We start from the raw sequence: 21,978 nt of genomic DNA on the forward strand, positions 1-21,978 counted from the left end.
CACATGCCTGACGGTTTGGCGAGAGGCGGGCATCCAAAACCCGTCGGCGCGTCCGGGTCAGCTGCTAATCCCGGCTCCCACTCCGCGCGGCCCGGTGGCCCGGACTGCGGCCAGGAGGGCTTCTACGATGGGGAAGTCCGCCGGGATCCACGGCAGGCCCAGGACCTCCGCCGGGTTGCGGAGATCGAGCCAACGCAGTTCGTCGTGGTCTTCCAGCGGCCGGGGCTCTCCCTCAGCGAGTTCGGCGAACCAGACCCTCATCGCCGCCTTTTCGTTGAGCGGCCAGCCCGTGGCGGCCTCCGCCGGCAGCTCGGACCCGAGCCGCACCAGCACGCCCAGTTCTTCCCGGAGCTCGCGGTGCAGGGCGTCTTCGGCTGCTTCGCCTGGCTCCACCTTTCCGCCCGGGAACTCCCACATTCCGGCAAACTGCGGCGGCGCCGTGCGCCGGGCCACCAGGAGCATGCCCGGTTCGGCCAGGGAGTCCACTACTGCGCCGCCAACAACGCCAATGAGTCCAGTCACGCCCCCCAGTCTAAGACGGGCGCCGGGTCCGGCGTCGCGAGCACGGGGAACGGGTCGGAAGCGGGGAAACGGGGACGGGGACCGCGAGCGGCCGGGTAGGGGACAATGGTGGAGGCGGCCGCCCGAACCAGTTGCGGAATATTCGGCGCCCCCTCCCCGTTCTTTAAAGCATATTTATCTGTCCGATCCCCTCCAGACCCTTCCCGGAAAATCTCCCCGAAAAGACGAATGACAACCACCACATACGCCCCGGCGCCGTCCAAGACCGGCACCCGCCATGTTGCCCTGGCCATTATTGCCCTGGCGATGGGCGGATTTGGCATCGGCACCACAGAATTCACCATGATGGGCCTGCTCAAGGAGATCGAACAGGGCCTGAACATCAGCACGCCCGAGGCCGGTCACCTTATTTCGGCCTACGCCCTCGGCGTCGTGATCGGCGCGCCCGTGCTGGCCGCCGTCGGGGCCAAACTCCCGCGGAAGTACCTGGCCCTGGGACTCATGCTCTTCTTCAGCATCGCCAACCTCAGTTCCTTCCTCGCCCCGGACTACGGCTCCATGCTGGTGTCCCGGTTCGCCGCGGGTCTGCCCCACGGCGCCTTCTTCGGGGTCGCGGCCGTGATTGCCGCCTCCCTGGTGGCGCCGACCAAGCGTGGTTGGGCCATTTCGATGGTCATGGCGGGGCTGACGGTGTCCAACGTCATCGGCGTCCCCTTCGCAACCTGGCTTGGCCAGAGCTACGGATGGCGGCTCCTGTTCCTGCTGGTCGGCCTGATCGGCATCATTACGCTCGCCATGCTGTGGAAGTTCGTCCCGTTCCAGAAACCGCACGCAGACGCCAGCTTCCGCCGTGAGCTCGGCGCGCTCAAGCGGCTCCAGGTGTGGCTTGCGATCCTGGTCGGCATCGTCGGCTTCGGCGGTTTCTTCGCGACCTACACCTACATTGCGCACACCATGACCTCCGTGGCCGGTCTCCCAGCGCCTTGGCTGCCGCTGGTCGTGGCACTGTACGGCGTGGGCATGGTGGTGGGCAACATCGTTGGCGGCAGGATCGCCGACAAGTCCGTCATGGGCACGATTTACTGGGTGCTGCCCGCCACGGCGGTGGCACTCGTGGTCTATGCCGTTGGCGTCCATTGGGCCTGGTCCGCTCTGGTCATGGTGTTCGTGGTTGGCGCCGCCGGGTCCATGCTGGTGCCGGCCCTGCAGACCAGGCTTCTGGATGCCTCCCCCGACGCGCCGTCGCTGGCCTCCTCGCTCAACCATGCGGCGCTCAACGTCGCTAACGCCCTGGGCGCCTTCCTGGGCGGCCTTGTGATCGCCTGGGGCTGGGGCTACGTCGCGCCCGCGCTCGTAGGTGCGGTCCTTGCCGTGCTGGGGCTCGGGGTCGCTGCCATCAGCGGCGCCGTGGAACGCAGGCGGCCGCTGGCCTCCTAGCCGGCCCCTTGGCCCAGGCACGACGGTAGGGCAAAGGCGGACATGCTCGAAAAGAACGGCAGTCCTGTCCAGTGGTGAACTGGACAGGACTGCCGTTTTCTTTAGGGACTGCCGTTGTCTTTAGGGCCGTTGTCTTATTTGGGGCCGGGCTGGACCGCCATGCGGCTCAGGGGGCGCTGACGCGCTGCACGTCCGGTTCCAGGTAGATGACCCGGGCAATCGGGACGGCTTCGCGGATCCGGACCTCTGCGTCATCAATCGCCTTCGCAATGTCCTGGCCCGAGTCCGAGCGGCCGATGCTGATCTTGGCCGCCACCAGCAGCTCCTCAGGGCCAAGGTGCATGGTCTTGAGGTGAATGATGGTGGTGCCGCCGCCTTCGATCGCGCTGCGGATCTTGGCGACGTCATCGCGGGTGGCCGACTCGCCCAGCAGCAGGGACTTGGTTTCCATGGCCAGCACCACAGCGATCGCCACGAGCAGCAGACCGATCATCGCGGTGCCGAGGGCGTCCCAGATGCCATTCCCGGTCAGGAGCGTCAGGCCCACGCCGAAGAGCGCGAACACCAGGCCCACGAGGGCGCCGAAATCCTCCAGCAGGATCACCGGGAGTTCCGGCTGCTTGGCATTGCGGATGAACTTGATCCAGCCTTGCTTTCCCCTGAGGTGGTTGGATTCGATGATCGCTGTCCGGAACGAGAAGGACTCGGCAATGATCGCGCCAATCAGGACGGCAAGCGGCACCCACCAGAAGTCCCCTTCAATGGCGTGCGGGTGCTGGATCTTTCCCCAGGCCTCATAGAGTGCGAACAGGCCGCCGACGCTGAAAAGCACAATCGAGACGATGAAGGCGTAGATGTAACGCTCGCGGCCGTAGCCGAACGGGTGCTCGGGGCTGGCTTGCCGCTGCGCGCGCTTGCCGCCGACCAAGAGCAGCAGCTGGTTGCCGGAGTCTGCGAGCGAGTGAATCGCCTCGGCCAGCATGGACGAGGACAGCGTCAGAAAGTAGGCGACGAACTTCAAAACGGCGATGGTCAGGTTTGCGGCCAGTGCCGCGAGAATCGCCTTGGTACCGCCATTTGCAGCCACGTGAGCTTCTCCTTGTGGGGTTCTTCGGGGGTGTATGCGAACACCGGAAGAACCCAGCGCCCACAAGGAATACCGTACCCGTTTCCAGGCTGCCGCCGAACCGCGACAGTGACCAACGCAGCCACGTAACGATTGGGTAGTCCCCTGCTGACAAGCAATCGGCCCTATGTTAGCTTGAAGCCATATTCGGGATTCACAATTTGGATGCCGACGAATATGTAGGAGGAGACATGGGCTTTCTTGGCTGGATCATTCTCGGACTCATAGTAGGTGCAATCGTCAAGGCAGTCGTGCCCGGCAGGGTCGGCGGCGGCTGGGTTACCAGCCTCGCGCTCGGCGTCGTCGGCGCAGTTGTCGGCGGCTGGATCGGGGACCTGCTGTTCGGCGGCGGCACGATGGAATTCTGGAATCTCGGTTCCTGGCTGCTGGCCATTGTCGGTGGCATAGCGGCTGCCCTCATCTACGGCGCCATCACAGGACGCAACAAGACCACCACATAATTCTTCAAGGCACTGACTGCACACTGTGTGTGGAGCGGCAGTGACAGCACGACGGCGGGGCCCACCATTCGGTGGGCCCCGCCGTCGTTTACACCACCGTTGGTCACACTGCCGTTGCTTGCCCTGCCGTTGGTTGCCCTGCCGGCTGCCGGACGTGCTTGCTCCCTGCTGAACCCTGGGCCGACCCCTAGCGCGCCTGCTGGGAACGGGCGCTGGCGTACAGGCAGACGGTGGCTGCAGTGCCGAGGTTCAGGCTTTCCGCTCCCCCGTAGACCGGCACGGCCACTCTGTGGTCCGCCAGCGCGATCTCTTCCTCGGACAGACCCTGCGCCTCATTGCCGAAGAGCCAGGCCGTGGGGTTCTCCAGCGCGTAGACCGACTCGGCCGCGGCGGCTCCCAGGCGGCGGGCCGCGTTCTCGTCCTGGAGACGGTCCAGGTTCAGCTGGCCCTGGCCGTCCGCCGCGAGGATTCCGATGCCGCGTTCCTTGCAGCGGGCCACCAGTTCCGCCACGTCAGCGCCGAGCACCACGGGCAGATGGAAGAGGGATCCCGCCGTCGAGCGCACGGCCTTGGGGTTGTAGATGTCGACGCTGGATGCGGTCAGGATGACAGCGTCGGCGCCGGCGGCGTCGGCCGCGCGCAGGACGGTGCCGGCGTTGCCGGGGTCGCGGACCTGGCACAGGACCGCGATGAGCCGCGGCGCGGCGTCAAGCACCCGCTCGAGGCTCACGTCCAGGAAACCGCAGACCGCGAGAATGCCCTGCGGGGTGACCGTGTCCGCCATCGCGGCGAGCACCTCGTCGGTGGCGAGGTACGCGGTGGTGCCCTCCGCGAGGGCCTCCAGATCCGGGTGCCGGTCGAGGCAGGCCTCGCTCGCGTAGACCTCATAAACAATGCCGGGCTCGCCCGCGGCAATCCTTTTCTGGTGCAGCGTCAGGGCCTCGCGCACGGCCTGCGGCCCCTCCGCAAGGAACTCGCTGCGCTTTAAACGGGCCGGGCGCCCGGCAAGTTGTGCCACCTTCCTCACTCGATCAGCTCGAGGATTGGAAAGTGGAAAGTCTTGCGGGCGCCCGGTTTCGTTCATATAAGAACCTTAGTTGCTTTCGCAGCCGGTTCTCGAACGGCGCAGTTTTCAACGGCGGCAGGAACTACTTTGCGGCCTCGGCGTCAGCCTTCTTGGCAGCAGGCTTCTTCGCGGGAGCCTTCTTGGCAGCCTTCGGAGCCGGAGCGGCCTCAGCCTGGACGGCCGGAGCGGACGTGTCGGCGGGCAGCGAGTCCTTGGCGACCTTGACCAGCGCAGCAAAGGCGTTGGCGTCGGAAACGGCAAGCTCGGCCAGCATGCGGCGGTCAACCTCAACCTCAGCGGCCTTCAGGCCCTGGATCAGTCGGTTATAGGTCAGGCCGTTGGCGCGCGATGCGGCGTTGATGCGCTGGATCCAAAGACGGCGGAAGTCGCCCTTCTTCTTCTTGCGGTCACCGTAGCTGTACACAAACGAGTGCAGCAGCTGCTCTTTTGCCTTGCGGTACAGGCGTGAACGCTGTCCACGGTAGCCCTTTGCGCGTTCGAGGATAACCCGGCGCTTCTTGTGGGCGTTAACCGCCCTCTTCACACGTGCCACGTGCGTACTCCTTAGAAAATTCTGATCCCAAGCGTCTACTGCCGGATCGGTCCGGCTGGCCTGAGAAGCCTTTTTGGTAGTTGACTGCTGCCAGGTGGCGAACAGTCAGAGAACTTGGAACTTAGATGCCGAGCATCTTCCGGATGACCTTGGCGTCGCCCTTGAAGACGATCTTGTCGCCGGCAAGGCGACGGGTCAGCCGGGAGGACTTGTGCTCGAGGTAGTGGCGGCGGTTGGCCTGCTGGCGGCGCAGCTTGCCGCTACCGGTCAGCTTGAAGCGCTTCTTAGCACCACTGTGGGTCTTCATCTTCGGCATGGGAACCGATCTCCTTACGTATCCGCAGAAAAGTCTGCAGCTCTTTCGTGCAGCCGCCCCTGCGGGCGGCATGCTGGTTGCCTGCTGCCGGACATTTCTGTCCGGCAGCCGTGAACTAGTTGGTCTTCTTGCTGCCAGGCTTGGCGGCAGCCCGGGGGGCGGCCGGCCGTGCGGCGGGCTTCGGCGCTGAAGGCCTCGGCACCGGCTTCGGAGCAGCAACCGGCTTCGGTGCCGCCGCCGGAGCCGGAGCGGCTGCCTTTTCCTCAGGAGCCTTGGCCGGAGCGGCCTTCGGAGCCTCGGGAGCCTTGGCTACCGCCGGCTTCTCGGCTGCCTTCGGAGCCTCGGGAGCCTTGGCTTCCACCGGCTTCTCGGCTGCCTTCGGAGCCACGGGAGCCTTGGCTTCCACCGGCTTCTCGGTTGCCTTCGGAGCAGGCGTCTTCGGTGCTTCCTGGGCAGGAGCCTCTTCGACCTTGGTCTCTTCGGCCTTGGCTTCTTCAACCGGGGCCTCTTCGACCTTGGCTTCTTCAACCGGGGCCTCTTCGACCTTGGTTTCCTCGACGGGAGCCTCCGCTGCGGGAGCCTCCGGCGATACGACATAACCTTCCGGCAGGAGGTCAGAGAGCGTCTGGGTCAGCGGGGCGTTGCCACCGGAGACATCGACGCGTCCCGAAGCCTTGGCTTCGTTCTCAGCCTTGGCTTCTGCGCGCTGCGTTGCGCGGCGCGCCTCCGCCTTGGCTTCAGCCTTGTTCTTCAGCGGGCCAACCACCATGACCATGTTGCGGCCATCGATCCGCGGGCTGGACTCCACCACACCAACTTCGGCGACGTCGTCGGCGAAACGCTGGAGCAGGCGGATGCCCATCTCGGGGCGCTGCTGCTCACGGCCACGGAACTGGATCATGGCCTTGACCTTGTCGCCGGCACCGAGGAAGCGGAGAGCGTGGCCGCGCTTGGTCTCGTAGTCGTGAGTATCAATCTTCAGGCGGAAGCGGATTTCCTTCAGGACCGTGTTGGTCTGGTTCTTCCGGGCCTCGCGTGCCTTGACAGCGGCTTCGTACTTGTACTTGCCGAAGTCCATCAGCTTGCACACCGGAGGCTTCGCCTGCGGTGCAACTTCAACGAGATCAAGATCGGACTCGGCAGCCAAACGCAGGGCATCCTCAATACGGACAATTCCTACTTGTTCGCCTGCAGGGCCGACCAGCCGCACCTCGGGGACGCGGATACGCTCATTGATTCTTGGCTCGCTAATGTTAAAGCTCCTGTGTTCGTGAGGGGTATTCCACCGGCAAAAAGAGAAGGCCCCCAATTGCCAGAGCAATCGAAGGCCTCGAGATCGGAGTGCCGCCCTCAGTGGGGCGACAAGCACTTTCTGCGGACCGGAGTCCGAGGTAGTGCCCGACCAGGTACCCGGCAACCTTGTCTCCTGTGAGGGAGGGGCTTCCCTAAGGAAGTTTCGCGGCTGACGCGGGTGGGAGAGAACTCCGCTTGCAAACTAAAGTCAACTCTACAGAAAGATACCCGTTCAACGCACATGTGCGTCGCCGGGCGCCATCTTCGGGCTCGAACTTCAGCCAGAAGCACAACCTGAATCACTGCAAAATAACGACATTTAGTCGGTCTGTGACAAGCTTACCAGCATGAGCACTTCAGACAGCAATTCCCACGTCTTCGAGCCCGCAGCCCCCCAGGCCGACGTCTCGCAGCAGATCCGCGACATTTCGGAAGTCCCCGCGATCGAGGTCATCACCACGGCCGCCGTGCACCTGATGAGCGCCTCCGCCGTAAAGCTCGGCCTGGCCGCCGAGGAAAATGCCCAGGACCTCAAGGACCTGGACGAGGCCCGCAAACTGATCACCGCCCTCGCCGGCCTGGTGACCGCGGCGGCGCCGGAAATCGGTTCCCAGCACGCGGGACCGTTGCGCGATGGACTTCGCTCGCTCCAGCTGGCCTTCCGCGAGGAATCAATCATCCCGGATGCTCCGGGCAAAGGCCCGGGCGAGAAGTACACCGGCCCGGTCAACTAAGTAGTAGTTTCGTCACTATGAAGCGGCGGCGGGCGGACCACTGAGGTCCGCCTGCCGCCGTCGTCGTTAACGCCCTTCGTTTGCGGTGCCGCACGCGGCGTCAGCGGACGGTCAGGCGTGGGCCAGGCGGCGGCGCCGCACGTGCTGCAGGACGAGTCCCACCAGGCAGAGGGCCACGCCTGCCAGCCCCACGGACACGAAGCCGGCCGAGGGGCCGATGAGGTCGATGAACAGCCCGGCGAGCGGCGCACCCAGGGCCACTCCGCCGGTGAGCGATGAGCCGTACCAGCCCATCGCCTCGCCGCGCCGGCTTTCGTCAACCAGTTCGGCCACCTTTTCCGAGGCCGCCGACAACACCGGCGCGCACAGCAGGCCCGGCAGCAGCGCGAGCAGGCTGAGCGTCCAGACGTCGGTCGCGAAGGCCATCGGGATGGTCAGCGCCGACATCCCCAGCAGCAAGAGGATCGGGGAGATGGGCCGGTGCATGGCGCCGTAGAGGATGCCGCCCACCACCGAGGCCGCGCACCAGAAGAGGAACACGATACCGATTTCGGCCTCGTGGCCGCCGGTCTGTAGGGCTGCAACGATGCCGACGTCGGTGCCGCTGAGGACCATGCCGGCACCGGCGGCGACAGCAAATACGGCGGCGACGGCGGCGGTGAACCAGCTGAAGTTGTGGATGACCCTGTGTCGCAGGCCGGAGCCCCGCTGGCGCCGTTCCTCGGCGGCGGCTGCCAGGGGTGCCAGTTCGGCTGCGGCCTCCTGCAGATGGGCCGGCGCGGCGGCGACGACGGCGGCTTCCGCGCATTCCAGTTCCTGCGCCTCGAGCGCGGCGTCGGGGGAAGCGCTCCGGGTGGGCGGGTTGAACCACATGAGGAAGAGTCCCGAGACGGACGTGGCTACTCCCACTACAGTCAAGCCCAGGACGGAGTGCCCGCTGGTGGCGACGACGGCTCCGACAGCGGGGCCAATCATGAAGACCAGTTCGGTGGCGATGGCGTCCAGGGTAAAGGCCGTACGGCGCTGTTCACCGGGGGCCAGCACGCCCAGCGACTGCCGCACCACGCTGAAGATGGGGAGGGTCAGCAGGCCTCCGACGAACACCAAGGGAAGCAAGGCCTCGTAGGACACGTGCGGCACGATCGACCAGATCACGGTCTCGGAGATGACGGACGGAATCAGCGCCTTACGCAGCCCCACGGTGTCAACCCGGCGCCCTCGCCAGGGCGCGCCGACAGCGATTCCGATCGTCATCACGGCGGCGGCTGCGCCGGCGGCCGCGTAGCCCTGGCCGAGGGTCAGGACGATGTGCAGGGTCAGCAGGACGCCGGCCGCCGAATGCGGTATGCGGGCGATCATGCCGACCAGCAGGAGCCGCCTGATGGGCCGGACGGCCAGCAACTGACGGTAAAGCGCGAAGTTCACGGACTACATCCTTCTGGTACTGCCACGGCAGCACCGGGAAGTCCCCCCGTTGGGCCGTCAGCTATGGTGCTGCGCGCTGCAGCTTGACCTCGATCGAATCAACCCGCTCGGCAAAGATTTCATTCCGGGCCCAGGCGTTGTTGAGGCCGGCGACGATGGACTGCACGCCGGCGGCGTCGAGCCCGTCTTCAAGGTAGAGGACCACACGGAGTTCCGGGCCGGCTCCCCCACCGGGGAGCCGCCTGCCATCGGCCGTGGCCGAGGCAACTCCACCCCCAGGATGAATTTCAACACGGCGGACCGCCGGAAAGCTAACTGCGCCCTCCCCGAGGGCCCCTGCGAGGTCCGGATCGGCGTAAGACGGCGTCCAGGTCTGCTGCTGGGCGAGGGCCCAAACCGCCGGCCTGCGCACCACGAACGTCAGGTCGGAGCCGGGATCGAGCACCAGCAGCTCGGCGCCTTCCGCGACCGCGGACAGGGCGGCGCGGGCCGCGTACACGGCGACCGGCCTGGCTTCCGGGTGCCACGCCTTCAGTGCCGCCGCCGAGGTGAACACCGGCATGGCGGTCCGCCCGTCCGGCGCCTTGAGCGTCACGAGGGCCATGTCGGCCTGTTTGTCCGAGTGCAGCTGGTCCCCGTGGGGCCCGGCCGCGGCCTCGCCCTCTTCGGCGAGCTGGGCGAGGATTGGCACGAACACCCGGGCGGTGGCAAGCGCGGCCACCACGGCCGCCTCGTCGCCCGTGCCCGCGGCGAGGCCGGCCAATGCCGCCAGGTAGCCGGCGTCGGCAGTGCCGTCGTCGTCCTCGAAATTGTGGATCTTTGCGTCATCGCCGGACAGACTGCGGCCCGCCCAGGGTTGGCCGGCGGAGTCCGTGGCCCCGCCGGCGCCGGCAAGGGCGGCCGCGATGTGTCCGGGCAGATGCCGGACCGGACCGGCCCCGGTGTCCGGCTGCGCTGCGTCACGGGAGTCGTGGGGATCGTGGGTGTGCGTCATGGGCACTGACCGCCTAGCGGCGGCCGGCTGCGTCGAGGGCCTCAGGCAGGGTGAAGTTGCCGTTGTAGAGGGCCTTGCCGATGATGGCGCCTTCGACGCCGAGCGGCACCAGGGAACGCAGGACCAAGAGGTCCTCAAGGCTGGAAATGCCGCCGGAAGCGACCACCGGTTTGCCGGTCTTCTCGACCATCTGGCGCAGGAGTTCGACGTTGGGACCCTGGAGCGTGCCGTCCTTGGTCACATCGGTGACGACGTACCGGGCGCAGCCGGCGTCCTCGAGGCGGCCGAGCACCTCCCAGAGGTCCCCGCCTTCCTTGGTCCAGCCCCGGCCGGCGAGGGTGGTGCCGCGGACATCCAGGCCGACGGCGATCTTGTCGCCGAAGCGTTCGATCACCCGGGCCGTCCACTCCGGGTTCTCCAGTGCCGCGGTGCCCAGGTTCACGCGGGCAACGCCGAGGTCGAGGGCTTTCTCGAGGGATTCGTCGTCGCGCAGGCCGCCGGAGAGCTCCACCTTGATATCGAGCCGGCCGACGACCTCGCGCAGGAGCTCGGCGTTGGAGCCGCGCCCGAACGCGGCATCCAGGTCGACCAGATGCACCCACTCAGCCCCCTGCTGCTGCCAGTTGAGGGCGGCCTCCAGCGGGGTACCGTAGCTCGTCTCGCTGCCGGCTTCGCCCTGCACGAGCCGGACGGCCTGGCCGTTGACGACGTCGACGGCGGGCAGCAGCTCAAGTACGGGCAGCGGGGTTTCGGTGGTCATCGTGGAGTCCTCAGCTTGGGGATGGTAGTTGGGAGCGGGGCCGTCAGGACGCCGGCAGGGTCAGGAGGTAGGCAGCCAGCAGCGACATTCCGGCCAGAATGTAGAAAACGATCTGCACCCAGAGCGGACTTTTCTGCTGCCGGAAGGAGATCGCGCCGCCAACCAGCAGGCCGGCGACGCCCATGAGCACCAGGGACCACATCTAGGCGGTCCGTTCCGGGGCTGCGGTTTGTTCCGGGGACGTGGGTCGCAGGCCCTGGACCCAGTTGCGCAGCAAGCGGGCGCCGGCGTCGCCGGACTTCTCCGGGTGGAACTGGGTGGCGCACAGCGGGCCGTTTTCCACAGCCGCGATGAACGGGGCACCGTGGTCGGACCAGGTCACCAGGGGCGCCGCCATCCTCGGCTGGATGACGTCGAAGTCCCAGTGCTGGACACCGTAGGAGTGCACGAAGTAGAAGCGCTCGCCCTCGACCCCGGCGAACAGCTTGGACCCCTCCGGGACGGAGACGGTGTTCCAGCCCATGTGGGGCACGACGTCGGCCGGCAACAGCTCCACCTTGCCAGGCCACTCCCCCATGCCCTCGGCTTCCGTGCCGTGTTCGACGCCGGCCTCGAACAGCACCTGCAGTCCGACGCAGATGGCCAGCACGGGGCGGCCTCCGGCGACACGGCGGCCGATCATGCGGATGGCGTCGACGGCTTTGAGTTCGCGCATGACGGTTTCGAAGGCGCCGACACCGGGGACGACGAGGCCGTCGGCGTTGAGGACGTCTTCGGGCTTGGCGCTGAGGATCACCTCGGCGCCGGCCCGCTCGAGCGCGCGGACGGCGGACCGGACGTTCCCGGAGCCGTAGTCCAGCACCGTAACGGTGGGCTTGCCCTCCGGGGACACCGGCTTGGTCGCGGCGGCGGGGTCGATGATGGCCCCGTCACGGAGCAGCGGGCCGGTCACAAAGCACCCTTTGTGGACGGAATGCCCTCGACACGGGGATCCGGTTCGACGGCTGCGCGCAGCGCCCGGGCAAAGGCTTTGAACTGGGCCTCGACGATGTGGTGGGGGTCGCGTCCGGCAGTGACGTTCATGTGCAGGCAGATCCCGGCGTGCAGCGTGATCGCCTCGAAGACGTGGCGGGTCAGGGAACCCGTGAAGTGGCCGCCGATCAGGTGGTATTCCTGGCCTGCCGGCTCACCGGCGTGGACCAGGTACGGACGGCCGGAGACGTCCACGACGGCCTGTGCGAGGGCCTCGTCCAGGGGCACGGTCGCCTCGCCGAACCGGCGGATCCCGGCTTTGTTCCCCAGGGCGGTCCGCAGAACCTCGCCGAAGGTGATGGCCACGTCCTCGACTGTGTGGTGGACATCGATGTGGGTGTCGCCGGTGGCCTTGACGGTCATGTCAATCAAGGAGTGCTTGCTGAGGGCGGTCAGCATGTGGTCGTAGAACGGGACCGACGTGCTGATGTCTGAAACGCCGGTGCCGTCCAGGTTGATCTCGACCAGGACCGAGGACTCACTGGTGGTCCGTTCCATGCGTGCGGTCCGGCCCTCGGCGGCGGTGGATCCCGTGTTGCTCATGTAGATGTGTCCTTTGGAAGAAGGCAGGGTGTTGGGCAGTCTGGCGGGGCGCTCGGGCTCCCCACCAAGTCTAGGCCTGCGGCTTTGCGGAGCCGTTCAGGATGCGTTCAAGCGCCTCAAGGAAGGCTGTGGTTTCTGTCTCAGTGCCGGCGGTCACGCGAAGGTGCCCCGGGATGCCGACGTCGCGGATCAGGACACCGGCGTCCAGCATGTCCTGCCAGACCTCATGGGGGTTCTCCAGGCCGCCGAAGAACACGTAGTTGGAATCGGAGGCGGCCGGGCTCAGGCCCAGCCGCGTCAGTTCCGCCACGATCCGGTCGCGCTGGCGCTTGATGTCCTCGACGTCCGCCATGAGCGCTCCCCGGTGGCGCAGGGCGGCCAGGGCCGCGGCCTGGGTGATGGCGGAGAGATGGTACGGGAGACGGACCAGGCGCAGGGCGTCCGCGACTTCCGGTGCGGCGGCCATGTAGCCAAGCCTTGCGCCGGCGAGGGCGAAAGCCTTGCTCATGGTGCGCGAGACGATGAGCCGCTCCCGGCCAGGCAGCAGGGTGAGCGCGCTGGGCGTGCCGTCGTGGGCGAACTCGTGGTAGGCCTCGTCAACGATCACGATGGTTTGACTGGCTTCGCCGGCGTCATAAACGGCCTCGACGACATCAAGCCCCAGCCCCGTACCGGTCGGGTTGTTCGGGGAGCACAGGAAAACAATGTTGGGCTGAAGCTCGCGCACCTGCCGGGCCGCCGATTCCGCGCTGAGCCCATAGTCCGCGGCGCGGGCACCGACGATGTACTCCGTATCCGTGCCGGAGGCCAGCAAGGGGTACATCGAATATGTGGGAGGGAACCCGAGGGCCGTCCGGCCGGGGCCGCCGAATGCCTGGAGAATTTGCTGAAGGACTTCGTTGGATCCGTTCGCGGCCCAGATATTCTCCGCGTCCAGGCCGTGGCCAAGGTATTCGGCGAGGGCCTCGCGCAGTTCGGTGAACTCGCGGTCCGGATACCGGTTCAGCCCGGCAGCGGCGGAGCTGACGGCCTCGGTGATCGCCGCGCGGACATCGGCCGGGACACCATGGGTGTTCTCGTTGACGTTGAGCAGGATGGGGACGTCCAGCTGCGGCGCACCATACGGACGCAGGCCACGCAGATTGGTTCGGAGGGGCAGTCGGTTGAGGCGCTCAAGCTGGTCAGTCACGTGACCAGTTTAAGTGGTAGCGGGACGGGCACTGAAACTGTGACGTCCGCGACTGCACTTGGGGGATGTTGCTTGGCTTGGCGGGTACTACTTGGACGGGACGAACAGCTGCTGGCCCGGCATCACACGGGCGGCGTCCAGGTTGTTCAGCTGCACGATATCGGCCACGACGTCGCGGGGATCGCGCTCCGGAGCCACCGACCCTGCAATGGCCCAGAGGGACTCCCCCGGCTGCACCGTCACGGTGACAGTCGGCGTCAGCGAGAGCTGGTCAGCGGAATCCGCTGCTTTCGCGGGAGCGTTGAGGAATCCGCTGAGCGACAGGATGAACGCCGCCAGAAGGATCAGCGGGACACCGAAGAAGACGAAGCGTCCGCGCTGGGTGAGCCGGAGCGGCGGCTGCTTCGGCCGGCGGCCGGAAACCGCGGCCCCCGCCCCGCTGCGGTGGTGATTCGTGACGCCCTGAACAAAGACGCCCTGAACAAAAGTGTCTTGAAACGCGCTTGAAGCTGACATGAACTGAGCCCTCCTGGACCATACGGTGCCGCCCGGCGTACTCCACGTACTCGCCGCCAACCGGCCGAACCTTCGAACATAGAACCGAACAGCGGATCCGAAGTGGAAACCTCGAAATCGAACACATATTCGAACCTTGCTCGTTCTGTTTTAGCACTTACTAACGAACGATGTCGAGACTCGCTAGAACAAATGTTTGAAAAAGCCCTGCGGCTGGCCTATTTTTGAGGGACAGGACAACCACTAACGAACTCCCTGTGTGAATTCGTTAGTAGTTGATCAGCAGGGTCTGACATTTCAGGCCGGAAGGTCCCGGTGACAGCAGCCACGGCAGCCGGGCGGAACGGAAAGGCGTTGGCGAACATGGCAGCACAAGCCACCGGCGGCAGGGCCACCTCACGGAGCCCGCAGCCCGCCCGGGCCCCCAAGAGCCTCACCGTCCGGCAAAAGAAAATCCTGGAGACCATCCAGCGGTCCGTCACGGACAAGGGCTACCCGCCCTCCATGCGCGAGATCGGCGACACCGTCGGCCTCGCCAGCCTGTCGAGCGTGACCCATCAGCTCTCCCAGCTTGAAAAGCTCGGCTACCTGCGGCGCGATCCGAAGCGCCCGCGGGCCATGGAAGTGCTCATGCCGCTGACCCTGGACGAGGGGACCACACCGATTTCGGGTGTCGGGAAGTCCAGCGGCCTGCGGGCCGTCGGCGGCCTCTCGGTGTCTGAGCTCGCCAGCGCCACCGACACGGCAATGGTGCCGTTCGTCGGACGCATCGCCGCCGGCGGACCCATCCTCGCGGACCAGGTAGTGGAGGACGTCATGCCGCTGCCCCGCCAGCTCGTGGGCCATGGCGAACTCTTCATGCTCAAGGTGGCTGGCGACTCGATGATTGATGCCGCGATCTGCGACGGTGACTGGGTGGTTGTCCGCCGCCAGGGTGACGCCGTGAACGGCGACATCGTTGCCGCCCTGCTGGACGACGAAGCCACGGTCAAGACATTCCGCCAGCGGGACGGCCACACCTGGCTGCTGCCGCAAAACACCCAGTACGAACCCATCCTCGGCGACCACGCCGTCATCATGGGCAAGGTCGTCTCGGTACTCCGCTCCCTCTAACCATCCCCGGCGAGGCCGCCGGCTTCAGTCCCGGCCAGCTCCCGCTTCAACGTGGGACTCAGCCGTTCGCGGAGTCCTTCGCCAGGCGCTCCAGGGCAGCCATGGCTATCGATGAATCGGTGGTGGGCCAGAACGGCGGAAGCGCGGCGCGGAGGAATCCGCCGTAGCGCTCCGTGGACAGCCGCGAATCCAGCACTGCCACCACGCCCTTGTCCGACGTCGAACGGATCAGCCGTCCGGCGCCCTGCGCGAGCCGAATGGCGGCGTGCGTGGCCGAGACGGACATGAAGCCATTGCCGCCCGCCTGGGCGACGGCCCGCGAGCGTGCCGTCATCAGCGGGTCGTCCGGCCGCGGGAAGGGAATCCGGTCTATAACCACCAGCCGGCAGGACACCCCAGGAACGTCGACGCCCTGCCAGAGGGACATTGTGCCGAACAAACAGGTGTCCGGCTCGTCGGCAAATTGCCGCACGAGCGCCGTCATGGTCGACTCCCCCTGGCACAGGATGCTGAGGCCCAGCCGGGGCCGCATGGCCTCGGCGGCTTCCTCCGCCGCGCGCCGCGAGGAAAACAGGCACAAGGCACCGCCACGGGAAGCGCGGATCAGCTTCTCCAGCTCATCCAAGGCCTCGGGGGAAGTCCCGCGGCCGGGTTTGGGCAGGTGCCGGGCGACATAGAGGATGCCCTGCTTCGGATAGTCGAACGGGGACCCGACGTCGACCCCGGTCCAGCTCGGGGCGCCATTGCCAACGAGGCCGAGGCCTCCGGCTGCAGGCTCGAAGGCAGCGCCAATGGCCAGTGTGGCCGAGGTCAGGATGACGGTGTGGTCCGCGAACAAACCCTCGCGCAAACGCCCCGCGACGCTCAACGGGGCAACATTGATCAGGGCCGGCGCGCTCTCGTCAGGCTGGGAGTAGCCCTGCACCGGGTCGAAGCTGCTGTTGCGGGAGAACCACACTACTTCGCGGTTTTCGCGCGCGGCCAGGAGGCGCTCACAGAGTTCCAGGATGACCATCAGGCGTGAGCGCGCCAGCTGGCGTCCGCCGTCGGCCGTCGTGGAGCTGTCGCCCTTGGAATCGGACAGGGCGGCGCGGCACGCGTCGCGCAGTTGGTCGATGCAGTCCAACTGCCCGCTGTTCAGGCCGTTGGGCATCAGCCCGCTGGGGACCCCGTCGATGGCCAGCTCCAGGTGGGCTGCGGCATTGTTCAGCGCGTCCACGGTGATGCCCGTATGTTTCCGGGCCCCGGACGCGGCTGCGTGCACCATTGCCACGGAGAGCTGACCTGAGACCGCGCCTGTGACGCGGTCCTGAAGTTCGTGCGCCTCGTCCACCACCACGACGTCGTACTCGGGCAGCACCGCCAGGCCCTCGAAGGCGCTGACGGCGAGCATGGCGTGGTTGGTGACCACGACGTCGGCGTCGGCGGCGTTCTGCCGTGCCAGCTCGCTGAAACATTCGGCCGCGAGCGGGCACTTCTGCGCGCCGAGGCACTCCATGGAGGTAACCGAGACCTGGCGCCAGGCCCGGTCCGTGACGCCGGGCATGAGCTCGTCGCGGTCCCCCGTCGCGGTCTCCTCGGCCCATTCGCGGAGGCGGACGACTTCCTTGCCCAGCTGGGAGGACGGCCCGCCAAGCGCGGCAGCGAAATGCGGCACGCTCGTGTCCTCGCCAAGGGAAAACAGCTGTCCCTCGGAAGGTTCTTCGGACGGGAAACCGCCCTCGAGTTTGTGCCGGCACACGTAGTTGGACCGGCCTTTCACCAGGGCGACCTTGACGGGCCGTTCCAAGGCAGGGGTGATGGTCTTGAGCAGCCTGGGCAGGTCCCGGCCCACGATCTGCGTCTGCAGCGCCAAGGTTGCGGTGGACACCAGGGTGGGCTTGTTGCTGGTCAGCGAATGGGCGATCAGCGGAATCAGGTAAGCCAGCGATTTGCCGGTGCCGGTGCCGGCCTGGACCAACAGGTGGTCGCCGCTGTCTATCGCGCGCGCCACCTGCCGGGCCATTTCGTGCTGGCCATCGCGGCTCTGGCCGCCCATGCCGGACACGGCACGGTCGAGAAGTTTCACCACGAACTCCTCGCCGGCCGCACCGGCAACCGAATCGGCGTCTGCAGTTCCCGCGTCCGCGGGTTCAGCGTCGGGCAATTCAACGTCCGCAGGTTCAACGTCCGAAGGTTCGGCCTCAGCCCTGGTCACCGCTGCCTCAGTCATTGCTGATGAAGGGATCCAGTTCAGCGGCGAGTCCTTCACGCACCATCACCACGGCACGGGTTCCGGTTTCCTCATGGTCGAGGCTGAGGATCTCGGCGTCGGTCTCGTGAAGCTTGCTGAGCAGGTCCCCGCGGTTGTACGGGATCAGCAGTTCCAGCTTCACGCTCGGCCGAGGAATGCCGTCGCTGATGGCCTTGAGCAGCTCCGGAATGCCTTCACCGGTGCGGGCCGAGACCACCACGTGCCGCGGCTCCCGCTGCTTGAGCCGCTCCACCACGAACGGGTCTGCGGCGTCGGCCTTGTTCAGGACAATGATTTCCGGAACCTTGCGCGCGTCGACTTCGCTGAAGACCGTACGGACAGCGGCGATCTGGCCTTCGGGGTCCGGGTGCGAGACGTCCACGACGTGCAGGATCAGGTCCGAGTCGGCCACCTCTTCCAGCGTGGAGCGGAATGCTTCCACGAGCTGGGTGGGCAGGGACCGGACAAATCCCACGGTGTCCGCCAGGGTGTATCCCAGCCCGTCAGCGGTTTCGGCCTTGCGGACGGTCGGATCCAGGGTGGCGAACAGGGCGTTTTCCACCAGGACCCCGGCGTCGGTGAGCCGGTTCAGCAGCGAGGACTTCCCGGCGTTGGTGTATCCGGCGATCGCCACCGAGGGCACCGCATTACGACGGCGGTTGGCCCGCTTCGTTTCCCGGGCAGGCTTCATGGCGGCGATTTCGCGGCGCAGCTTGGCCATCCGGGTGCGGATCCGGCGGCGGTCCAGTTCGATCTTGGTTTCACCGGGACCACGCGAGCCCATGCCGGCGCCGGCGCCGCCCACCTGGCCACCGGCCTGGCGGGACATCGACTCGCCCCAGCCACGCAGGCGCGGCAGCAGGTATTCCAGCTGGGCCAGTTCCACCTGCGCCTTGCCTTCACGGCTCTTCGCGTGCTGCGCGAAGATGTCCAGGATCAGGGCCGTGCGGTCAATGACCTTGACCTTGACGATGTCCTCCAGTCCGCGCCGCTGGGACGGGGCCAGTTCGGCGTCGACCACTACGGTGTCGGCGCCGGTGGACATCACGATGGCTTTCAGTTCCTGCGCCTTGCCGGAGCCGAGGAAGGTTCCGGGATCCGGCTTGGCCCGCCGCTGGACGAGCCCGTCGAGGACCTCGGAGCCTGCTGTCTCAGCGAGAGCCGCAAGTTCGCGCAGGGAGTTCTCGGCATCCGCGAGGGTGCCTTCGGTCCAGAGGCCGGCCAGGACGACGCGTTCAAGGCGCAGCTGCCGGTATTCGACCTCGGTGACGTCTTCGAGTTCGGTGGACAGGCCAGCCTTGCGGCGCAGCGCGTGGCGTTCCTCAAGATCCTGCTGGTCGCCGTCGAAGTTGGTGTACACCTCGTCCAGGCGGGAGATGGCCTGTGCCTTGCCGAGCACCGACGTCGGGCCGCCGGCCGCACCGGCGCCTCCGTTGGTGCCGGCTCCGGAGCCGCTGCCACGGCCTGCGCCCGGGGCGGGGGTGTCCTTGGAAAGGATCCGGTCGATTACAGCCTGGATCTCCTCAGGACTCATGTCCTGGGCTGCTGAATCGGGTCCGGTGTTGGGGTGGCTGGTCATGGTCTCCTTCAAGGGTTCGGCACTTTCAGAATAGTGCCGATTGTTGCTCTGTGGGGCGGTATTCGCGCTGGGCTGACGGCGGGGGGTCATGCAGGCCTCCTGGAATGCCCGCGGCAACGGTGCCGGGGCAGGGCTGGCTCCGTCCGGAGCGGTGGCTGGGTGAAGGTAGAGGCGGCAAATGCGCCTGGCTGTGGGAAACGCTGCCTGTGGAAACACAGTGAGGTAGGTGCCGTCCGCCGAGCCGGGCCCGGGAGCGGGCCAAGCAGCACGGTGCCAGCAAAACACGGTGCTGGAAAACAAGGTGCTCAGCAAAGCGGCTGGATTCCAAGTGGTGCGGGGCGCCCGCGGGTGAGAAGACTCACCCTTGCGATGGCGCACTCAGCGGAAGGCGTTTACCTGCGTCGCTACAGAGTCGCTACAAGACGGGACAAGACCCGTGCCGGCTACTTGGAGATCAAGATCATGTTTTTTAGCCTAGCAGACGCCAACGCTCCCTCCCGGTTTCCCATTGGGCCGGGCCGCCAACTAATCTGGCCCATTATGGAGTCTGCACACTATTTCAGCGCCCAGCCGGCCGGGCCCTTCACCCGCAAACCGCTCACCGTGGATCTTGCCGGTGAGACGCGCCGGCTGCAGACGTCCTCAGGGATCTTCAGCCCGGACGGGATCGACAAGGGAACGGCCGTGCTGCTCGCCGACGTCCCGGCTCCGGCGCCGCAGGGCAACCTGCTGGATATCGGCTGCGGCTGGGGGCCGATCGCCCTGACCATGGCCCTGCGGGCGCCGCACGCACACGTCTACGCAGTGGACGTGAACGAACGCTGCGTGACCCTCACCAACGAAAACGCCGGGCTGTTGGGGCTGAGCAACGTCACCGCCAGCACGCCGGACGCCGTGGACCCCGAAGTGCGCTTTGACACGATCTGGTCCAACCCGCCGATCCGGATCGGCAAGGATGAGCTTCATGCCCTCCTGCGCCTGTGGATTCCCAGGCTGGCACCGGGTGGATCGGCCTGGCTCGTGGTCCAGAAGAACCTCGGTTCGGACTCGCTGCAGCGCTGGCTGGCGGCTGAGCTCGACTCCAGCTTCAACGTGACCCGGGAGAGCACGTCGAAGTCATTCCGGATCCTTCGGGTCAGGAAAGCGTCCCGCTAGCGACGATCACGGCCGGGCCGCTGAGTTCGACGTGTTCGTGCCCCTCCGGGCCCAGGAAGAATTTCACGCCGACGACGCCGCCGGGAACGTGGACGTGCCACGCGTCCGGTGCGCCCTGGCCGGCCCAGTGGCGAATCGCGACGGCGGCGGCGCAGGCGCCGGTGCCGCAGGACTGGGTCTCCCCCACTCCCCGCTCGTGGACACGCATGGTGATGGTGCCGGTGCCGTCGTGGACCAGCGGTTCGGACGGTACAACGAATTCGACGTTGGTGCCGTGCGGCGGAGTCGGGTCCACCCGGGGGGCCGTGAACAGCTGTGTGGCCTCGAGTTCGGCCGTTTCGGCCAGGGCCACCACTGTGTGCGGGTTGCCCATGCTGACGGAAAGGGCCGGACGTGCGACTTCGAGCCCCTCGGCGCTGACGAGCGAATCCATGGCCCGTGCGGTCGCCTCGCCCGGGAAAATGAACTCCCAGGGGCCCATGTCCACGGCGTAGCCCGCAGCGGTCCGGACGATTGTCTTGGCACCGCCCCGGGTTCCAATGACGAGGGACTCGCCGGCGGGAAGGTCCACGAGGCCTTCGGCGATGAGGAAGTGCACGAAGACGCGGACTCCGTTGCCGCACATCTCGGACAGCGAACCGTCGCCGTTGCGGTAGTCCATGAACCACTCGGCGTCCGGGTGCGCGGTCAACAGTTCCTGCCCCTCGGGCAGGAGCCTGGAAGGTACGGCGCGGATCAGGCCGTCGCCGCCGATGCCGCGGTGCCGGTCGCAGAGCGCCGCGACGTGCTCTGGGCTGAGCGAGAGTGTGCCGTTGGGGTCGGCGATCAGGACAAAATCATTGCCCGTTCCGTGGCCTTTGGAAAACTTCAGACCGCTGAGGGGTTCGGTATCGCCGGCAGTACGGTCAGCGGCTCCGGCTTGGGATTCGTCCATGGTCCAAGGTTACCGTTCCGCCCTGACCGCTCCGGCACCGAGACCCGAACGCTACGCCGGCGGCAGGACGGGCGTCGCCCGGCACAGTGCGGCGGCCTCGGCCACCAGGTCAGGATCGTGCCAGCCCAGCCAGGTGACCCGGGGATCCGCGCGGAACCAGGTCAGCTGGCGGCGCGCGAACTGCCGGGTCGCGATGATTGTTTCGTCCGCGGCCCGCTCCAGGCTGGAGTCACCGTCGAGGACCCTGAGGAACTGGGCATAGCCGAGGGCCCGTGGCGCGGTCCTGCCGTTGCGCAGGCCTGCGGCGTCCAGCCGGCGGACTTCGTCCAGCAGCCCCTGGTCCACCATCGCGTGGACGCGGCGGGCCAGGCGCTCCCGGAGCAGTTCCCGGTCAACGTCGAGGCCGATCTGGATGGCAGGCTGGAAGTACTCGCGGTCCGGCATGAAGGAGCTGAACGGGCGGCCGGTGAGTTCGAAGACTTCCAGGGCGCGGATGATTCTGCGGTCGTCACCCAGCCTGCCCGCAGACACCGGGTCCACGGCCTCCAGGCGTTCCCGCAGCGGCGCGGGTCCCGCCGTGGCCAGTTCCATCTCGAGCCGGTGTCGGATGTCCGGATCCGTGCCGGGGAATTCCAGAACGTCGAGCGCGGCGCGGACGTACAGTCCCGAGCCGCCGGCCAGGATGGCCCGTTTTCCCCGGCCGTGGATATCGTCGATCAAGGCACGGGCCTGCTGTTGGAAGTCCGAGACGGACGCTTCCTCGGTCACGTCCAGAATGTCCAGGAGGTGATGGGGCACGCCCCGGCGTTCGGCGTCGGTGATCTTGGCGGTGCCGATATCCATGCCACGGTAGAACTGCATCGAGTCGGCGTTGATGACTTCCCCGTCGAGCTCGAGGGCAAGGGCGACGGCCAGGTCTGATTTGCCGGAGCCCGTGGGACCGACGACGGCGATCACCGGCGGCGCAGCCGGCCGTGCAGCCTGTTGCGGCACCGTG

The 21,978-nt window shown here is 66.9% G+C and carries 23 protein-coding genes; 5 read left to right on the plus strand and 18 right to left on the minus strand.

All coding sequences use genetic code 11. The features are described 5' to 3' along the window. Positions 1-57: 57 nt before the first annotated feature. Complete coding sequence (locus tag AC1DR1_RS14240; protein ID WP_364747459.1) at positions 58-522, minus strand: (deoxy)nucleoside triphosphate pyrophosphohydrolase; 465 nt, start codon at positions 520-522, stop codon at positions 58-60. A 228-nt stretch (positions 523-750) separates the two neighbouring features. On the opposite strand from AC1DR1_RS14240, the gene AC1DR1_RS14245 reads away from it, so the two are divergent. After that, positions 751-1,959 carry an MFS transporter gene (locus tag AC1DR1_RS14245; protein WP_364747457.1) on the plus strand — a complete coding sequence of 403 codons (1,209 nt, stop codon included), beginning with the start codon at positions 751-753 and terminating at the stop codon, positions 1,957-1,959. Positions 1,960-2,125: 166 nt separating this feature from the next. On the opposite strand, the gene AC1DR1_RS14250 is transcribed toward AC1DR1_RS14245, so the two are convergent. Next, positions 2,126-3,046, minus strand: a complete 921-nt coding sequence (locus AC1DR1_RS14250; RefSeq protein WP_476966452.1) for a cation diffusion facilitator family transporter — start codon at positions 3,044-3,046, stop codon at positions 2,126-2,128. Positions 3,047-3,276: 230 nt separating this feature from the next. On the opposite strand from AC1DR1_RS14250, the gene AC1DR1_RS14255 reads away from it, so the two are divergent. Then, the gene (locus AC1DR1_RS14255) at positions 3,277-3,546 is read left to right on the plus strand and encodes a GlsB/YeaQ/YmgE family stress response membrane protein (protein ID WP_229992949.1); all 270 of its coding nucleotides are present in this window, start codon (positions 3,277-3,279) and stop codon (positions 3,544-3,546) included. A 187-nt stretch (positions 3,547-3,733) separates the two neighbouring features. On the opposite strand, the gene AC1DR1_RS14260 is transcribed toward AC1DR1_RS14255, so the two are convergent. From AC1DR1_RS14260 to infC, 4 genes are all read right to left on the minus strand, one after another. After that, the gene (locus AC1DR1_RS14260; protein ID WP_476966453.1) at positions 3,734-4,630 is read right to left on the minus strand and encodes a TrmH family RNA methyltransferase; all 897 of its coding nucleotides are present in this window, start codon (positions 4,628-4,630) and stop codon (positions 3,734-3,736) included. Positions 4,631-4,694: 64 nt separating this feature from the next. Then, positions 4,695-5,165: a 50S ribosomal protein L20 gene (gene rplT, locus AC1DR1_RS14265; protein WP_018774438.1), complete on the minus strand. Its 471-nt coding sequence runs from the start codon at positions 5,163-5,165 to the stop codon at positions 4,695-4,697. Between the two features lie 121 nt (positions 5,166-5,286). After that, positions 5,287-5,481 (minus strand): 50S ribosomal protein L35, encoded by a 195-nt coding sequence (gene rpmI / locus AC1DR1_RS14270; RefSeq protein ID WP_009358635.1) that lies wholly within the window; start codon positions 5,479-5,481, stop codon positions 5,287-5,289. A 115-nt stretch (positions 5,482-5,596) separates the two neighbouring features. Beyond that, positions 5,597-6,691 (minus strand): translation initiation factor IF-3, encoded by a 1,095-nt coding sequence (infC, locus tag AC1DR1_RS14275; RefSeq protein ID WP_476992774.1) that lies wholly within the window; start codon positions 6,689-6,691, stop codon positions 5,597-5,599. 430 nt (positions 6,692-7,121) lie between these two features. Between infC and AC1DR1_RS14280 the strand changes: the two genes are divergently transcribed. Continuing rightward, on the plus strand, positions 7,122-7,508 hold the full coding sequence (locus AC1DR1_RS14280; protein WP_229992952.1) for a DUF1844 domain-containing protein: 387 nt from the start codon (positions 7,122-7,124) through the stop codon (positions 7,506-7,508). Between the two features lie 111 nt (positions 7,509-7,619). On the opposite strand, the gene AC1DR1_RS14285 is transcribed toward AC1DR1_RS14280, so the two are convergent. From AC1DR1_RS14285 to AC1DR1_RS14320, 8 genes are all read right to left on the minus strand, one after another. Further along, the gene (locus AC1DR1_RS14285; protein ID WP_476966455.1) at positions 7,620-8,933 is read right to left on the minus strand and encodes an MFS transporter; all 1,314 of its coding nucleotides are present in this window, start codon (positions 8,931-8,933) and stop codon (positions 7,620-7,622) included. Between the two features lie 61 nt (positions 8,934-8,994). Beyond that, the gene (locus AC1DR1_RS14290) at positions 8,995-9,927 is read right to left on the minus strand and encodes an SseB family protein (protein ID WP_476992775.1); all 933 of its coding nucleotides are present in this window, start codon (positions 9,925-9,927) and stop codon (positions 8,995-8,997) included. A gap of 13 nt (positions 9,928-9,940) precedes the next feature. After that, positions 9,941-10,687: a bifunctional 1-(5-phosphoribosyl)-5-((5-phosphoribosylamino)methylideneamino)imidazole-4-carboxamide isomerase/phosphoribosylanthranilate isomerase PriA gene (priA, locus tag AC1DR1_RS14295; RefSeq protein WP_229992955.1), complete on the minus strand. Its 747-nt coding sequence runs from the start codon at positions 10,685-10,687 to the stop codon at positions 9,941-9,943. Positions 10,688-10,730: 43 nt separating this feature from the next. Further along, positions 10,731-10,889: a hypothetical protein gene (locus AC1DR1_RS14300; RefSeq protein WP_197026145.1), complete on the minus strand. Its 159-nt coding sequence runs from the start codon at positions 10,887-10,889 to the stop codon at positions 10,731-10,733. Next, on the minus strand, positions 10,890-11,639 hold the full coding sequence (gene hisH, locus AC1DR1_RS14305; RefSeq protein ID WP_229992956.1) for an imidazole glycerol phosphate synthase subunit HisH: 750 nt from the start codon (positions 11,637-11,639) through the stop codon (positions 10,890-10,892). Continuing rightward, positions 11,636-12,262 (minus strand): imidazoleglycerol-phosphate dehydratase HisB, encoded by a 627-nt coding sequence (hisB, locus tag AC1DR1_RS14310; protein WP_091557762.1) that lies wholly within the window; start codon positions 12,260-12,262, stop codon positions 11,636-11,638. Before hisB ends, hisH begins: the two co-directional genes overlap by 4 nt. A 70-nt stretch (positions 12,263-12,332) precedes the next feature. Next, entirely contained in the window at positions 12,333-13,451 is a 1,119-nt protein-coding gene (locus tag AC1DR1_RS14315) for a histidinol-phosphate transaminase (protein WP_476992776.1), read from the minus strand. Between the two features lie 87 nt (positions 13,452-13,538). Beyond that, a complete protein-coding gene (locus tag AC1DR1_RS14320) occupies positions 13,539-13,967 on the minus strand; it encodes a LysM peptidoglycan-binding domain-containing protein (protein WP_476992777.1) in 429 nt (142 codons plus the stop codon). Positions 13,968-14,330: 363 nt separating this feature from the next. Here AC1DR1_RS14320 and lexA point away from each other — a divergent pair, with 363 nt between their 5' ends. Then, positions 14,331-15,080 (plus strand): transcriptional repressor LexA, encoded by a 750-nt coding sequence (lexA, locus tag AC1DR1_RS14325; protein WP_229992959.1) that lies wholly within the window; start codon positions 14,331-14,333, stop codon positions 15,078-15,080. Between the two features lie 58 nt (positions 15,081-15,138). Here lexA and AC1DR1_RS14330 read toward each other — a convergent pair whose 3' ends face one another. Together AC1DR1_RS14330 and hflX are read right to left on the minus strand one after the other, a co-directional pair. Beyond that, positions 15,139-17,292 carry an ATP-dependent DNA helicase gene (locus AC1DR1_RS14330; protein ID WP_476966458.1) on the minus strand — a complete coding sequence of 718 codons (2,154 nt, stop codon included), beginning with the start codon at positions 17,290-17,292 and terminating at the stop codon, positions 15,139-15,141. Further along, positions 17,285-18,892 (minus strand): GTPase HflX, encoded by a 1,608-nt coding sequence (gene hflX, locus AC1DR1_RS14335; protein WP_476966459.1) that lies wholly within the window; start codon positions 18,890-18,892, stop codon positions 17,285-17,287. The genes AC1DR1_RS14330 and hflX overlap by 8 nt, the downstream gene beginning before the upstream one ends. Before the next feature lie 540 nt (positions 18,893-19,432). Between hflX and AC1DR1_RS14340 the strand changes: the two genes are divergently transcribed. After that, on the plus strand, positions 19,433-20,047 hold the full coding sequence (locus tag AC1DR1_RS14340; RefSeq protein WP_229992961.1) for a class I SAM-dependent methyltransferase: 615 nt from the start codon (positions 19,433-19,435) through the stop codon (positions 20,045-20,047). Here the strand turns inward: AC1DR1_RS14340 and dapF are convergent. Together dapF and miaA are read right to left on the minus strand one after the other, a co-directional pair. Beyond that, positions 20,028-20,981 (minus strand): diaminopimelate epimerase, encoded by a 954-nt coding sequence (gene dapF, locus AC1DR1_RS14345; protein WP_476992778.1) that lies wholly within the window; start codon positions 20,979-20,981, stop codon positions 20,028-20,030. The genes AC1DR1_RS14340 and dapF overlap by 20 nt on opposite strands. Positions 20,982-21,032: 51 nt before the next feature. Further along, positions 21,033-21,974 carry a tRNA (adenosine(37)-N6)-dimethylallyltransferase MiaA gene (miaA, locus tag AC1DR1_RS14350; protein WP_476966557.1) on the minus strand — a complete coding sequence of 314 codons (942 nt, stop codon included), beginning with the start codon at positions 21,972-21,974 and terminating at the stop codon, positions 21,033-21,035. Positions 21,975-21,978: the final 4 nt, after the last annotated feature.

The organism is Arthrobacter sp. P4_F10, assembly GCF_056401435.1.